Below are 15,859 nucleotides of genomic sequence, written 5' to 3'. Positions count from 1 at the left end.
CATATATAATGTGAAAGTATTGAGTGCACTAGCGTGCATTTCCGGTTCTCAGCCTACTTTTGTCATCAGTGAAAAGTTTGCGGAGGTTCTTGAAGTTGATATAAACACCGCATTGGAAGTCATATCGAATCTTTATGAATCTAATATCATTCAAGATGCATCGGTAACTGATCCACGAGAAGACGCTGTTTCACATTGGATTGATCGTGGTTGGATGGAAGCCCTCGTAATGCACCTACGCACACGAAACTTACCGTACTCAGATAGAAATGCTAGTAATTCGATGCAAGAGCAGAGAAATTCGCTGTCTAATTTAATAAAAAAAGAACCTTTGCCCGATTTCTGGAAGATTTATAGCGATAAAAAATATCTTACCCTTCCTACTCCAAGGTCTCTTCCTGAAGAACCTATGGATCAATTACTTCTACGGCGGAGATCCAACCGTCCTTGGAAGAAGAAACGAATTGATCAAAATGAGTTAAGCACAATTCTACATTTTGCCAATATTGAAACACGTCGATTAAGAAAAGAAGCAGAGCAATATCTCGACAGTCAGCCAGAAAGATTACTTAACTCATCATTTTCAGCATTAGAAAGTTACTTTTTTGCGTTCAATATATCTGACTTAGAAACTGGTATCTATCACTATGACCCATTGGATCATCGTGTGGCTCTTATTCGCAATGGGGACTTATGTGAAGACTTGATTAAAATGTGTATTGGGCAAGAGCGTATACGAGGATGTGCCTGCGCCTTTGTAATATCAGCAGTCTGGTTACGTTATATGTATAGATATCGACACTCAAGGGCGTATCGAACCCTAATGATAAATACAGCTGAATTGGCTCAAAAATATATACTGCTTGGTACAGCTCTTCATTTCAGTACATTTTTAACTCCGGCTTTCGAGGATGATTACGCAAATTGTATCATGGGCATGAATGGTTATGAGGAGGCACCTTTATATGTCGTCGCAATCGGTTGATAAGGAAGATATTGCTGATGCTGATCGCTTTCCAAAGCATTCAGAATCCAGCTTAGCTTTTCACTTTATGTCAAGTTTCGGGCATTTCTTTGAACCATCTTCCCCATTTAAAGATTTAATTTTTGAGTCAAGACCAAGCAATTTACAAACGAATTATTTACCTCATGATGCTCGATTATCTGACTTCTCTGAAATATTGCGTACACGGCAATCTACGCGTACCTTTGGAGAAATACCACTTACATTTCATGAATTATTAGATATTTTATGGTGTGCGAATGGTGTCATTCACGACAGTCCAATGGGTATATGCCGCACGGCTCCTTCAGCCGGTGGACTGTTTCCCATTTCATCGTTGATCCTTTGCCGGGAAGTAGGGAATTTACCATTAGCTGCTTTTATTTATGACCCATCAACCACTCAACTTTTTGAAAAAAAAGAAATAACCCTACCATCTGATCTTTCAGTGCTTTTTCATACACAACACATCGATTACTCATCTGTCTCAGCAATTATCATGTGGATTGGAGAAATATTGAAAATTTGCCCCAAATATGGGGACCGTGGCTACCGTTACATGCTATTAGAAACGGGACATATAGCTCAAAATGCTTGTTTGGCTGCGACTAAGTTAGATATTCCACACGTTGTTATTGGTGGTTTCGACGATGAATTATGTGCTTCGACATTTCATCTTAATTTCCCATGGGAGTGTGTGATTTACGCTATGGTTTTGGGTAAGAAAATAGAGAGGTAATTTATGTCTAAAAATAATATACCCCATAGCTATTTATCAGAATGGTTTGACAATCCACTATGTAAACTTCCCCCTGTTTATCGCGAATATGGATATTCTTGGCCTGATAGAATATTACCCGATAATTATGCAAGAATGTGGATAAAACAAAATATTTCAAATACAACATTACCATATATAGCCATTGCTATATTAAATGTATTATGCTTCGATGGTAGCACACGTTTACTCGTTGGTAGAGGCATAGATCCTGATCCTGATTATGCTCTATTAAAAGCTCGTGCGGAAGCGGTAGAACGAGTAAGTGCTTTTTGCCGCCCCGCTGAAGAAATTCATTTTGCTTTACCGAAAGAATTAAAAGGACATATTCATTCTGCAATACTTAATCTTCTAGACCTTCATCATGAAACCAATAATCCTCGTTGGTGGATATCTTGTCACAACAGGATAGATGGTAGCCCAAGCTTTTTACCTCTCGAATTTGTACAAATTGAATCTCTGGCTACTGTCAAAAATCCACTAGTTTTCGCCGATTCAACTGGAATGGCTGTACATTCTGTATATGAAAAAGCGATCCAAAACGGGTTCTATGAAGCTTTGGAACGAGCTATTTTGAAAGACATATGGCAAAACGGCTTACCTTCCGTGCATATAGCGAACACTGATATAATAGATAATGATCTCTCTTTATATATCGAACAGCTAGGTGCTTCTATCTGGTTTTCTCACATCAATCTAGAAGATAATTACCATTTCTATTTGGCATTATTTTTGGGTGATGGTATCGATAGCCCTGCTTTAATTACAGGCAACGGTGTTAATAGCTCAAATCAGCAAGCAAAGAACCATGCTGTTAGTGAATTGTATGGACAACTTATACATGCCTTTGAAATATGGCCAACTTTTATTCCCGATGAAAAACCAAAATTAGATTCAGGATTTAAAGCTAATATGATGAAAAACGTTGCTGATAAAACACTTATTCAACTTAAGTTTTATGATTCCTGTAAGAAAAACATTTATTCATACAACCATTATAATGAAACTAATAAAGTTACAGACGACTGTTTGATTATAAACCGCTCAACACCTTTATCTGAATTATTGGGTTTTCATTCAGTACAGTGTATTATTCCCACTAATTTGCCTTTTTGTTGGAGTGAAGGTATTAAAAACCTTCATCCTTTCTCATGAATAGATATATTAGAGTCAGCAAGTTTTTCACTATGATTATTGCATCTGGTGATTGGTATACCTGTAATTTAGCACAATTGAGTAAAGCAAAGATCTCGGAACCTTCTAATGAGGCTTTTAGGATCATAATTAAATTGTATGAAGATGATGGTTTAATAGACTTAAGCTCAATTAAAAATTATTTTGATTTGGATGATGTATTGTGGAATCATATTATTGAACAATTAAAACGACTTGGGTTATTTGACCTGTCAGATAGAGAATCATTTTGGACAGATAAAAACTACTTCCCATTGCCCGAAACCGATGTTGCTGCTTATCTTTGTGGTAAATCCATTCTATTCCATGCAGATTACTCAGATCCAGATATCTACAATCAAGATCGACATCAAATGGAGGAATTTTTAAATATATCGCCTCCTCCATCTATTTATTCAGACAACTCTTTTATTAAAGTGGGTCGCCTTCCGCATCCTGCATTTTATCCATCAGATTATCAACCGAAAACACAATTTGAAAAACTCGGTTTTTTACTTTTTTGGACAGTTGGGAAACTTCGGTTAGCTAATTTTCTTGATATTTTGGATGTGATTCTTAAAGCTGTACCATCAAAAGGAAGTCGGCATCCTTTCACAATATTTGTAACTATTAATAACAGTAATTATGAATATAATATGCGCTATCATTCATTGAATTTAGTTTCTTCAGTGAAAAAAAATACTAAAAAATTCTTCGCATTTATTCGTGTTAAATGGAATTTCGAACAATTTCAATGGCGCTATCGACATTCATGGGCTTGGAAAGACCTTTTTTTCGATTTGGGTCATCTTAATGAACAAGCTCGTTTTGTTGCAGAAAGATTGGGATTAAATTTATCGATTGATAATATGATGGATGTTCAAGACCCTAATGTCTTAGTTGACGAAACGGCAACTGTTTGGCATTTATCGTTGGAGACAAAAGGTGAAAAATTTAACTAATGTACATATTGCATTACCTTCAGAATTAGACTTAGATACTTCTCTCCCTTGGCATGAACTCTGTCTCGCAGTTCGGGAAGGAGAGTTAACTAAGATAACAAAGTGTTTTTATGATGTTTTACCTTCTCCAATACTACAAGATCAAATGGCGCTTAATCTGGGTATTTTAAAAGGATTAGGTGATGATTCTTGGGATGATGCAGTTGCCGAATTTGGACAACGTCCAGATGTTAAACAATTTATGTTTGTAGGACCTATGAGAGCGATGGAAAGAAAGCCTGCATCTTTAGGTTTATTAGCTGCATGTCGTACACCTAATGTAAAATACTTAGTTGATATTATAGAAAATAATCTTGGTTTACTTGGGAGTCGTCTTTTTGGCACATCACTTGATTTTCATGGACGCCATATTGAGTTTTATGATATTGGATTAATTGAAGGGCCATTTAGACATTGTCTTGGTCAATATATTTCTTTATTTAGCCCATTTTATTTTTCTGGTTGGAATGATATTTCCCGTCAAAAGAATTATCGTCGCTCAATTTTGTTCCATAACATTATTAAAATTCGTTTTAAAAATCTAACTTCCCCGTTACTAAAAATGCATTTTACAATTAGCGGAGCACCTAGTATTTTAGAAAATATATCTGAAGAGCAATTGGACCAATCCTTTGCTTTGTGGTTAACACTTCATGAATTAATACACGGTGCAGGACCTATTCCTTTATTCGGTGCTTCAGTAAAAAAAATTCCTTTAGGTTTAGAATATGCAGGGATTGAGGAATTTCGTGTTGATATGTCAGTCTGGATCTTACTTGAGTTATGTAAGGATTTATTCGGTGAATTAGTACCTATTACTCAGGAATTGATTTTAGCTGAACGATTACTTCGTTCTTTTCGTGGTGGATACTGGGTAAATTCTTCATCGGGAGGTATTTTAACTAACTCAGATGCTGAAAATGGCCTTTTCTGGTTTAGTTGTCTTTTTCAAAATAACATTATAGAACTTAATGAGGTTACTATAAATATAAATAAAAATAACATTTACAATGTTATTTTAAATACTCTTGATGAAATTTATAAATCAGAAAGCAATAGTTCTCATGCAGAAAACGGACAAGAATGTTTATTGGTGTTGGCAAATAACCTTCGCAAACGTTATTTAAAATACATGGATGGTGAATTTATTTACACCGAATTCCAATCTTACTTTAATCGAATTATTTCTTCGTATCCAACGCATTTAAATTTCAGTAGTGCATTTTAATTTTTATTATTTCTAGAGTGAAATATTATTATGAGATATAAAATCAGAGAAGCACATTTATCAGACGCAAGGGAAATTGCTTTGTTACATGTTAAGTCTTGGCAGGCGGCATATAAAAATATTCTGCCCAGTAAAAAACTGGATACATTATCTCTCTCTGAGAAAATAACCTCTTGGAAGAAAAGGCTAAATTACTCTGAGATTAACCTTCCTAAAACACTTATTGTTGAATATGATGGTGAAATAATCGGGTTTTGCTCTTTTGGTGCAGATCCTGACGAATCCAATATTGGATCAATTTTAGCCATTTATTTTTACCCAAAATATTGGGGAATGGGATACTCTGAGAAGCTGATATATACAGCGCTTAAAAACCTGCAACTTTCAGGTTTTAAATTAATAATATTATGGGTAGTCGAAGATAATGTAAGAGCTTTAAGGTTTTATAAAAAAATTGGTTTTTTACCTTATAAAAAATATAAAATTGTTAGTTTGCTTGGCTGCCAGATTCGTGAAATTTGTTTGTTTAAGAAGTTGTAGTAAAGTTAAATTTTCAACTAAGAAGTCACCTAACTTAATAGATGATTATTAGTTTTAAGAAATAATAATGAGGTAAATAATGAAAGTACAAAAATCGACCATATTAATATTTCTTGGGAATACATTTGCAACTACAGTTGCACGAGGAATAAGTCTTCCATTTATGTCTATATACATATCTGTAAATCTAAAATTCCCATTAGGAATAGTTGGAACTATCCTTACTGCAAGCTTGCTTATTAGTATATTTTTTAACTTCTTTAGTGGATATTTGGCTGATAAATATAATAAAATTTTCGTTATATTTTCATGTATGCTACTTTTTTCTTTAAGTTTATTTTTGCTCCCAATGATTTCCACAGTTTGGATAATTATATTTATATTAAGTTTAATTTATATTTCTAACGGAATGTTAAATATTACAGCTAAAGCATGTATTTCTGATTGGGTCTCTAGCGACCAGAGATCGCAAATTTTTTCGCTTAACTATACCCTATCAAATGCTGGTTGGGCTATAGGGACTCCTATCGGAGTAATGGCTGCAAAGTTAAATTTAACCGTCCCATTTTATATTTCAGGAGGAATATCATTTTCGATGTTGGTAGTTTTAATTTTTTTCTTTCATAGCAAGAGATACTTTAAAAAAAATATAAATTTAAATTATCCCCCGCCTCCCCCTCTAAAGTTTTTTGAAGCATTAAACATTCTAGCAAAGGATTGTTCTTTAATTTATTTCACTATTGGAAGTGTTTTCATTTCTCTTGTTTTTAGCCAATACACTAGTTACATATCTCAGTATTTATTAAATGTTTACAACGAAGATTTTGCTTATAAAATTCTTGGGGTTATTACTCCTGTAAATGCCTCATTAGTTATTTTATTACAATATGTAATAAGTAAAGATTTTCATAAAAAAAACACGTTGCGAAATTTATTTTTAGGTGCGTTGATGTTTATCATCGGCATAATTGGCTTTTGGGTTGCAGATAAATCTATATTAATATGGATTATTTCAATGGTGTTCTTTACACTTGGGGAGATTATGGTTATACCAACTGAATATATGATTATTGATCGAATTGCACCTGAAAATTTAAGGGGAGGTTACTATGGAGTACAAAACCTTCGATATCTTGGTGGGGCTTTTTCTCCTATAATGGCTGGGTTTATCCTTAGTTATGCAACTCCAATAGTCTTATTTATTACACTTATTATAGCTATTTTTATTAGTTTATTTTTTTATTTTATGGGACATAAGGTTTTGTCGCATTGAGGGTGCGTTGGGTAAAGGAAAAAACGGGTCAAAATACCGGCATCACATTTTGAAAGCATAAAAATTCGTGGGGAAAATAGGATAAGAGCCGGATGAGGTAGTCCAACAAGCCAGTTTTCTGAAAAGGTTGGCAGTTGGGTAACTCATTCAACTCTCCTTACATACACGCATAACTGAATAAAGTGCCCCCACAATTTTATGCTCTATATGAACGCATTCCGTTTGCAAGTGTGATTACCGAGGGACTTTGTCGTTTTTTATGGCATTTATAGTTAAATTAGCTTTAATATAATAGCGAACTATTACAAGTATATATTAACTAATTCAACTTTTTCCCGGGCCAATTTCCCTATTTTTTTCCAGTCCTTATCACGGATCATCTGTGAACTGACCATCCACGACCCACCACAAGCTATAATTTGTGGGATTCCGCCCGAATCAAAAAACGCTCAGTAACATGTTGGGTTGCTATTTTGGGAATAATCGCCCCTTTATGCTGGATCACAACCCCTGCCAACTGATGCCCCATTAACGCTGAATCATGAATGGATTCTCCATTCAACAGCCCTGCAATAAAACCGGCATTAAAAGCATCACCTGCCGCAGTGGTATCAATCACAGGCACAACAGGCTGTGCCACGATATGCTGAATTTCAGCCTGATAGCGTAAATCACGATAAAAACAGCCCTGCGCTCCCGCTTTGATAATGGCTTGTTTGACTCCCATCTTTTGTAGGCGATTAAAACTTTCGTCAACCGAAGTATCTCCCCAGAGCCGCACTTCATCATCGTCAGTGACTAAGGCGATATCGGTAATGGCATATATTTGTTGATAGCTCTCACGGGTTTGCTCTTCGTTCTCCCATAGTGCCGGACGATAATTGCTGTCAAATAAAATGGTTTTGCCTTCAGACGACAACTTTCTCAAGTTATTGAGCAGTAATTGACGATCTCTTTCAGGTAAAATCGCCAGACTGATCCCGCTGAGGTAAATCGCATCCATTCCCTCCAATTGTTGACAAAGTTCAGGATAGTCAGAATGTCGTAACAGATAACGGGCGGCCGAATTATCACGCCAATAAAGAAAGGTTCGTTCGCCCTGTTCATCAAGCTGTATCAGATATAAACCGGGTTGATGTTCGCTATCAGTCAATACCAGAGAAGTGTCAATTCCCTCTTGCTGCCAGCGTGAGATCATGCCTTGGCTCAATGGATCAACGCCCATCGCCGTGACGAAATAGATATCCAGCGTATCCTTCCCCGCTCTGGCAAGATATACCGCACTGTTCAGTACATCACCGCCGTAACTTTGCGTCATTGAACTAAATGGCTCGCCATTCAACTCGATCATACATTCACCGAACAAAGCTATTTTTTTGGCACGCATTCTTTAATCCTTACCTGACTGACTTATTCAACTGACTTATTTAACCGCCTTATTTAACCAGAAATAGCGTTCAGCATTATTGAAGCAAATATTCTGAATCATCTGCCCCAACATTTTTTCATCGTGTGGGATTTCACCCTTTTTGACCCAAGTCCCCAGCATATTGCAGAGGATACGACGAAAATATTCATGACGGGTATACGATAAGAAACTACGTGAATCGGTCAGCATTCCGACAAACTGACTTAATAACCCTAATTGGGAAAGCTGTTTCAACTGACGTTGCATGCCGTTTTTTTGATCGTTAAACCACCAGCCCGAACCAAATTGGATTTTTCCGGCGATTCCCCCTCCCTGAAAGTTGCCAATCATCGTACCCATCACTTCGTTATCGCGAGGATTTAAGCAATAAAGGATCGTTTTGGGTAATTCATCTGTTATATCCATTTCATCCAGCAGACGTGATAATGGATAAGCAATAGGATTATCGCCAATGGAATCAAAACCGCTGTCCGGCCCTAACAGATTAAACATGCGCGTATTGTTATTGCGTAATGCACCGATATGCAGCTGCATCACCCAACCTCGCTTCGCATATTGCTTGCCTAACCAAACCAGTACGGCAGTCGTGAATTGTGCAATTTCTAATTCATTGAGCAGTTGCCCTTGCCGACGTTTTTGCAAAATATTATCCAAAGATTGTGGGCTGGGGATCGCCGCGTAACGCAGATTTTCAATCCCATGATCCGATGCCACACAACCGTGATATTCAAAATGATCCAGACGACGCTCCAATGCCGCCAATAAATCGACAAAGCGCACAATAGCCACATCAGCAGCCTCTTCCAGCCGTTTGAGGTAATGGCAAAAACCCTCTGATTCAATTTTAAAGACCTTATCCGGACGCCAGCTTGGCAATACTTTGATGGTAAAGTCTTTATCTGCTGCGATTTGTTGGTGATATTCCAGAGAATCGATGGGGTCATCGGTTGTTCCCACCATATACACCTGCATTTGCTGCATAATTCCACGGGCAGAAAATTCAGGCTGAGCAAGTTTTTCATTCACTTCATGCCAAATAACTTCTGCGGTGTCAGGGCCGAATAATTTTCCGGTAATACCGAACGGGCGACGCAATTCCAGATGCGTCCAATGATAAAGCGGATTGCCAATCGTCATAGGTACTGTCTTTGCCCATGCGAGGTATTTTTCATAATCACTGGTTTCAGAGCCGGTGATCAATGCCTCCTCGATCCCTGCCGAGCGCATGGCACGCCACTTGTAATGGTCGCCTTCCAGCCAAATTTGGCCAAGATTGTCAAAACGACGGTTTTGCGCAATCTCTTTTGGCTTTAAATGACAGTGATAATCATAAATCGGCATCATGGCGGCGTAATCGTGATAAAGACGGCAGGCAATATCATTACTCAACAAAAAATCTTCAGGCATAAAGGCTTTCATTGTTTTTCACCTTGGGAGCACAGGATTGCGACAGTTTGACGTGCACCAACATCCAGTAATCGTTGGTATGCTCTGACTACATTGTCGACAACATCACGGTTTTTAATCAGCTTTTCGCCAAAGATTGATTCAATTGCCAATAACTCTTCAACCACGGCAACAGAAAGCCCATGCTTGGCGTAAATAGCAGCAAAAACCTCTTTTAATGGATCACGCACATCAATGGGCTGGCCTTGCTCATCTACGCCACTGACATAACGCATCCATCCTGCAATGCCTAATGCCAGGTATCGATAATCACTTCCTTTTTCAATATGCCAACGGGTGGAGTCGAGCAAACGTTGCGGCAGTTTTTGACTCCCATCCATCGCAATTTGCCATGTTTGATGTTTTAAGGAGGGATTAGCAAACCGTTCGAGCAAATTCTCCACATAAGTGGCTAAATCGGTATTCTCCGGCATCAACAGCGTTGGTGCTTGTTCATTCAGCATCAGGGTGTGGACTGCGCGGCGATAGTCCGCGTTTGTCATGGTATCGGAGATATGCACATAGCCGCCCAAATAACCCAAGTAAGCAAGAAATGAATGGGCACCGTTTAACATGCGCAGTTTCATCATTTCAAATGGTGTAACATCTTCCACAAATTGCGCGCCAACCCGATCCCAATCCGGGCGCCCGTTTGCAAAATTGTCTTCAATCACCCACTGACGGAAAGATTCACAGGCAATGGCACAAGGGTCTTTCCACCCTGACAACCGGGCAATTTCAGTTAAAGTTTCCGGTGTCACTGCCGGCACAATGCGGTCAACCATCGTAGAAGGAAATGTCACTCGCTGTTCTATCCAGTGTGCCAGCGTCTCATCTTGCAAACGCGCCAAATCCAATACAGCCTGACGGGCAACATGACCGTTTTCCCGAACGTTATCGCACGACAAAATGGTTACCGGCGATCGCTGACGTTCAAAACGCAATTTTAATGCAGCGGTAATATAACCAATGGCAGAACGTGGGGAGGATGGCGTGGCTAGATCATGAATAATCAATGGATTATTCAGATCCAGATGCCCTGTTGCAGCATTGATGCAATAGCCTTTTTCCGTCACAGTCAAAGAAATGATAGCAACTTCAGGACTTGCCATTTTTTCGATGATGGCCTGAGCACCATCAATTAATGGGTGCATCGCCTCTTTTATCGAACCGATGATTTTTAATGTCGTTACATCCTGACTTTGCTCTGCGACGGTATAGCGCATTGATTGTTTTTTTAGATTTTCAATCAGTAAGGCACTTTGTTGCGACATCAGATTAACTTCGCAGTATCCCCAATCGCTGTCCGTTTGCTCCAACAGATGATGGGTATAAACAACCTGATGGGCGCGGTGAAACGCCCCACAACCTAAATGAACGATACGCGCAGTAAGCCGCTCGGTTGTCCAATCAGGCAGCGGAACGGATATCATGGCGTTAACAAGATTTTTTTCCATCATGTTTCACCTTATTAGGTTCAGGGATTATCCCGATAAAACGCACGGTGAATGCCCAGTTCAAGACCACGGATCTCAGCCAGCCCTTTGAGGCGACCAATCGCTGAATAACCCGGATTTACTTTCTTGTTCAGGTCATCCAGTATTTGATGCCCGTGGTCAGGACGCATCGGAATAAGATGCTCTTCACCCGCTTCCCGCCGACGATACTCTTCTTCTGCTACCGCCTTGATGACTTCATACATATCCACATCACCCGCAAGATGAGCGGCTTCATGGAATGTTCGTGGATTTTCTTCACGCAGGGTCGAACGCAAATGCAGGAAATAGATCCGTGAACCAAATAATTTGATCATCTTCACCAAATCATTATCTGCGCGCACCCCGTAAGATCCGGTACACATCGTGTAACCGTTGGCATGGCTGTCTACAGTTTCGGCTATCCAGCGCATATCATCCAACGTCGAAACAATGCGTGGCAGACCTAATATCTCGCGAGGCGGATCATCAGGATGAACTGCCATTTTGATACCGGTTTTTTCTGCAACCGGAATAACTTTTCTCAGGAAATAGGCAAAGTGACCACGCAATTTAGCCTTATCAATACCTGAATAACGTCCCAGATGTTGGCGAAATTCTTCTAAGGTATAGCCTTCTTCCGCTCCGGGAAGACCCGCTATGATCGTATTTATAAGTTTTTGTTTTTCTTCTTCTGTCATTGCTGCAAAACGTATCTTCGCCTGCGCAATTTCTTCATCTGTATAATCTTTTTCTGCTCCTTCACGTTGTAGAATATGAATGTCAAAAACGGCGAACTCTATTTGATCAAAACGAAGTGCTTTTGAACCATCAGGCAATTGATATTCCAAATCAGTACGTGTCCAATCCAGAACAGGCATGAAGTTATAACACACCGTTTTGATCCCACAGGCAGCGAGATTACGCAAAGTCTGCTGATAATTTGTTATCCATTGATCATATGCTCCCGTATGCGTTTTGATATCTTCATGGATGGGCACACTTTCCACCACCGACCACTCAAGCTGATTAGATTCAATCAGAGTCTTACGCTTTTCTATCTCCTCGACAGGCCAGACTTCGCCATTGGGAATATGATGCAACGCCGTCACTACCCCTGTTGCTCCCGCCTGACGGATATCAGCCAACGAAACGGGATCTATCGGGCCATACCAACGCCAAGTTTGTTTCATGATTGACCTCTTCTTTCCTTCATAAACATTCCCTTATAAACATTCCTTTACAAACATTCCGTTATAAACAGTTTTCGCTTCTACACCCTTCGCCTTTTTCATTCGGTTGACCAATAAAAAGGAAGATACGTTAAGCAGGGGTATAGTTCAGAATCAATTCGGGTAGCCATAAACTCAACTGAGGCAGATAAGTGACCAGAGCCAGCGCCGCGATCAGCGCAATATACATCGGGATCAGCGGCTTTAAGACTTTATCAATACTGACATCACCCACTGAACAACCGACAAACAACGCACTGCCGACGGGTGGCGTACAAATCCCAATCGCCAAGTTAAATGTCATGATGATGCCGAAATGAACCGGATCGATTCCCATATCCAGCGCAACGGGTAAAAAGATCGGCGTGAAGATCAGGACTGCGGGCGTCATGTCCATAAATATCCCGACAATCAGGAGGATGATATTAATCACCAGCAAGATCGTCAGCGGATTATCAGAAACGGCCATTAACATATCCGCTATCAGGTACGGCAGATCCGCGTTTGCCATCGCCCAGGACATGCCCATTGAAGCGCCAATTAACAGCAGAACAATCGAGGTAGTGACCGCTGAATCAAGGATGATTTTAGGTAATTGCCTGAAACTCACTTCGCGATAGATGATCACCGCCAGCACAAAACTATAGAGAACCGCAATCGCAGACGCTTCCGTCGCCGTAAAAATTCCACCAATAATTCCGCCCATAATGACCGCAATCAGCATTAATGACGGTGTGGCTTTCCACGCAACATTAAAAAATTCGTTCCAAGTTGCTCGGGAAGCAACAGGATAAGATCGTCGCTTTGCGATGATGGCGGATACGATCATAAGTGAAATTCCCATGATAATGCCGGGGATATATCCCGCCAAAAACAGGGCTGCAATAGATGTTCCACCAGAAACCAACGAATAGACAATCAACGTATTGCTGGGAGGGATCAGCAGTCCGGAAGGGCAAGAAGCAATATTCACCGCAGCAGATAACGCAGGATCATAACCCTCTTTTTTCTCCATCGGCGCCATTGTGCCGCCTACCGCAGCCGCTGATGCCACTGCCGAACCGGAAATAGCTCCAAACAGCATATTGGCCATAATGTTGACGTGCATTAATGAGCCGGGTAAACGGCCGCCAATGACTTTTGCCAGATTGATCAAACGGGCAGCAATCCCGCCTTGGTTCATGATATTTCCTGCAAGAATAAAAAATGGGATCGCCAATAGAGAAAAGTTATCAACGCCTGCCACCATACGCTGTGAAACAACAGCAATAGCAGATTCCAACGGTAACGTGAGCATAATTGCAACTAACGAGGACAAACCTATCGCAAATGAAACGGGCACACTGAGCGCCAACAGCACCGCAAATATGCCAAAAAGCGCGGAAATCACATACCAATCCATCTTATAACCTCACATCGCCACAACTTATTATTTACCGGCAACCCATTATGGTTGACCTGAAAAATGTTGAATAATTGAGATAACATCAACCAGCGCATAGAAAATCATGAATGCACCACTGACGGGCAGACATAAATAGATGTAACCCATCTGCCATCCTAATGAAGGCGTGATTTGACCGCTTGCCAGCGTTGATGAGGCAAGAACACAACCACCGTAAATGAGCACAATGGCCGCAAATGCAATGATGGCCACCTGAATAATCAGGCCGACAACACTCTTCTTTATTCCGGTTAATTTCAGCATCAGCAGATCGATAGCAAGATGACGATGCTGACCCGTCGTATAAGCAGCGCCAATCATGGCAACCCACATAAAGAGATAACGCGCCAGTTCATCTGTCACCGTGCTGGGTACGCTTAAGACATAACGAGAAATCACTTGCCATAACACGCAGAAAACCAGAAAGACCGACAGGCAGATAGTAAAAAAGGCCAAACTTTTATTAACAATCACTACAAAATTTTTCATACGCCTTGCCTTTACATTTTTGGTTAACCAATAAAACTAAGGTAAAACCAATCTCCATATCGGTCTTTAAAGCATAGAAGAACTGATAAATGAAAAGAAGCGAATCAGATCACAGTTTAAATTGGTGAACCAATAATTGGCTTAATTTGCGATCATGGTCAACCAATTGGTTTTTATGTTTTGCTTAACCCATTGGTGATGGCTACTGTTTACACGCAGAAAATAACAAAAACCTGATCCTTACCTCTGGGGAATAAAATGAAAAACAGCAAACACGTTTTGTATACAGTGATTGGTGCGCTGTTTGCGCTGAGCGCATCACAGGCTTTTGCCGCAACAACACTTAAACTCAGTCATAATCAAAACCGCGACCATGCAGTTCATAAGGCCATGATCCAATTCGCTGATGAAGTGAAAGAAAAAACCGATGGCGAAATACGCATCCGTATCTATCCGGATGCGCAACTGGGCAATCAGCGTGAATCAATGGAATTGATGCAAAACGGAGCTTTGGATATCGTTAAATCCAATGCCGCAGAATTAGAAGCGTTTTCTCCGGCCTACTCCGCCTTTAACCTGCCCTATTTGTTCCGCGATAAAGCCCACTACCAAAAAATTCTCAGCCACGAGATCGGTAAAGAAATCCTCAGTTCAAGCCAGAATAGCGGCTTTATCGGCCTGACCTACTATGATGCCGGGTCACGCGGTTTCTATGCAAAAAAACCGATCCGTACACCTGACGATCTAAAAGATCTGAAAATTCGTGTACAACCCAGCCCGTCAGCAATTTCAATGGTAAAAGCGCTGGGAGGCAACCCGACCCCCTTGGCTTATGGTGAACTTTATACCGCATTACAACAGGGTGTTATTGATGCAGCGGAAAATAATATCCCCTCTTTTACCTTAAGCCGTCATAGTGAAGTCGCGAAATTCTTCTCGCTTGATGAACACACGATGATCCCCGACGTGCTGCTAATCTCGACAAAATCATTAAATAAACTGACGAATGAACAACAAGCGATAGTGAAAAAAGCCGCGCTGAATTCCTCAAAATATATGACTCAACTTTGGGAAACATCAGAGAATGAAGAACGCGCCAAAGCAGAAAAACAGAATGTTAAGTTTATTGCCGTGGACAAAGTGACTTTCCAAGAGGCGGTTAAACCTATGTATGACGACATTGCTAAAACCAACCCTGAACTATCTAAAATGGTAGATCGCATCCGTACAATTGAATAAATACCTCCATTTATCTAAACAATGGGTAGTTATATTTCTGGCGGCAATACCTTAAAATGAGATCATTTTTAGTCGTTCACCTTACGCACACTAACCTACAGCGACATTA

The 15,859-nt window shown here is 40.0% G+C and carries 14 protein-coding genes; 8 read left to right on the top strand and 6 right to left on the bottom strand.

The genetic code is table 11. The features are described 5' to 3' along the window. The first annotated feature begins 214 nt into the window (after window positions 1-214). The 7 genes from FE394_RS13490 (at window position 215) to FE394_RS13460 (ending at window position 6,996) form a co-directional block, all read left to right on the top strand. The gene (locus FE394_RS13490; RefSeq protein ID WP_419836342.1) at window positions 215-985 is read left to right on the top strand and encodes a SagB/ThcOx family dehydrogenase; all 771 of its coding nucleotides are present in this window, start codon (window positions 215-217) and stop codon (window positions 983-985) included. Next, a complete protein-coding gene (locus FE394_RS13485; RefSeq protein ID WP_319926888.1) occupies window positions 966-1,742 on the top strand; it encodes a SagB/ThcOx family dehydrogenase in 777 nt (258 codons plus the stop codon). Before FE394_RS13490 ends, FE394_RS13485 begins: the two co-directional genes overlap by 20 nt. A gap of 3 nt (window positions 1,743-1,745) precedes the next feature. After that, window positions 1,746-2,936: a YcaO-like family protein gene (locus FE394_RS13480; RefSeq protein WP_319926887.1), complete on the top strand. Its 1,191-nt coding sequence runs from the start codon at window positions 1,746-1,748 to the stop codon at window positions 2,934-2,936. 32 nt (window positions 2,937-2,968) lie between these two features. After that, window positions 2,969-3,916, top strand: coding sequence for a nitroreductase family protein (locus FE394_RS13475; RefSeq protein WP_319926886.1), 948 nt, complete (start codon window positions 2,969-2,971; stop codon window positions 3,914-3,916). Beyond that, window positions 3,900-5,183: a hypothetical protein gene (locus FE394_RS13470; protein WP_319926885.1), complete on the top strand. Its 1,284-nt coding sequence runs from the start codon at window positions 3,900-3,902 to the stop codon at window positions 5,181-5,183. The genes FE394_RS13475 and FE394_RS13470 overlap by 17 nt, the downstream gene beginning before the upstream one ends. A 30-nt stretch (window positions 5,184-5,213) precedes the next feature. Next, complete coding sequence (locus tag FE394_RS13465) at window positions 5,214-5,723, top strand: GNAT family N-acetyltransferase (protein ID WP_319926884.1); 510 nt, start codon at window positions 5,214-5,216, stop codon at window positions 5,721-5,723. Window positions 5,724-5,802: 79 nt separating this feature from the next. Beyond that, window positions 5,803-6,996, top strand: coding sequence for an MFS transporter (locus FE394_RS13460; RefSeq protein ID WP_319926883.1), 1,194 nt, complete (start codon window positions 5,803-5,805; stop codon window positions 6,994-6,996). Between the two features lie 412 nt (window positions 6,997-7,408). Here the strand turns inward: FE394_RS13460 and FE394_RS13455 are convergent, their stop codons facing one another. From FE394_RS13455 to FE394_RS13430, 6 genes are all read right to left on the bottom strand, one after another. Further along, window positions 7,409-8,383 carry a sugar kinase gene (locus FE394_RS13455; RefSeq protein ID WP_319926882.1) on the bottom strand — a complete coding sequence of 325 codons (975 nt, stop codon included), beginning with the start codon at window positions 8,381-8,383 and terminating at the stop codon, window positions 7,409-7,411. 36 nt (window positions 8,384-8,419) lie between these two features. Further along, a complete protein-coding gene (gene uxaC / locus FE394_RS13450) occupies window positions 8,420-9,844 on the bottom strand; it encodes a glucuronate isomerase (protein WP_319926881.1) in 1,425 nt (474 codons plus the stop codon). Further along, window positions 9,841-11,328 (bottom strand): fructuronate reductase, encoded by a 1,488-nt coding sequence (locus tag FE394_RS13445; RefSeq protein WP_319926924.1) that lies wholly within the window; start codon window positions 11,326-11,328, stop codon window positions 9,841-9,843. Before FE394_RS13445 ends, uxaC begins: the two co-directional genes overlap by 4 nt. A gap of 20 nt (window positions 11,329-11,348) precedes the next feature. After that, a complete protein-coding gene (uxuA, locus tag FE394_RS13440; protein WP_319926880.1) occupies window positions 11,349-12,539 on the bottom strand; it encodes a mannonate dehydratase in 1,191 nt (396 codons plus the stop codon). A 130-nt stretch (window positions 12,540-12,669) separates the two neighbouring features. Further along, a complete protein-coding gene (locus FE394_RS13435; RefSeq protein ID WP_319926879.1) occupies window positions 12,670-13,980 on the bottom strand; it encodes a TRAP transporter large permease in 1,311 nt (436 codons plus the stop codon). Window positions 13,981-14,025: 45 nt separating this feature from the next. Continuing rightward, on the bottom strand, window positions 14,026-14,511 hold the full coding sequence (locus FE394_RS13430) for a TRAP transporter small permease (RefSeq protein ID WP_319926878.1): 486 nt from the start codon (window positions 14,509-14,511) through the stop codon (window positions 14,026-14,028). 258 nt (window positions 14,512-14,769) lie between these two features. Here FE394_RS13430 and FE394_RS13425 point away from each other — a divergent pair, with 258 nt between their 5' ends. Further along, complete coding sequence (locus FE394_RS13425) at window positions 14,770-15,750, top strand: TRAP transporter substrate-binding protein (RefSeq protein WP_319926877.1); 981 nt, start codon at window positions 14,770-14,772, stop codon at window positions 15,748-15,750. Window positions 15,751-15,859 lie beyond the last annotated feature (109 nt).

The sequence above is a fragment of the Xenorhabdus littoralis genome, assembly GCF_033949345.1.
Classification (GTDB): domain Bacteria; phylum Pseudomonadota; class Gammaproteobacteria; order Enterobacterales; family Enterobacteriaceae; genus Xenorhabdus; species Xenorhabdus littoralis.
The sequence above is the reverse complement of the archived record's forward strand: the minus strand, read 5'-3'. Positions and strand labels throughout refer to the sequence as shown.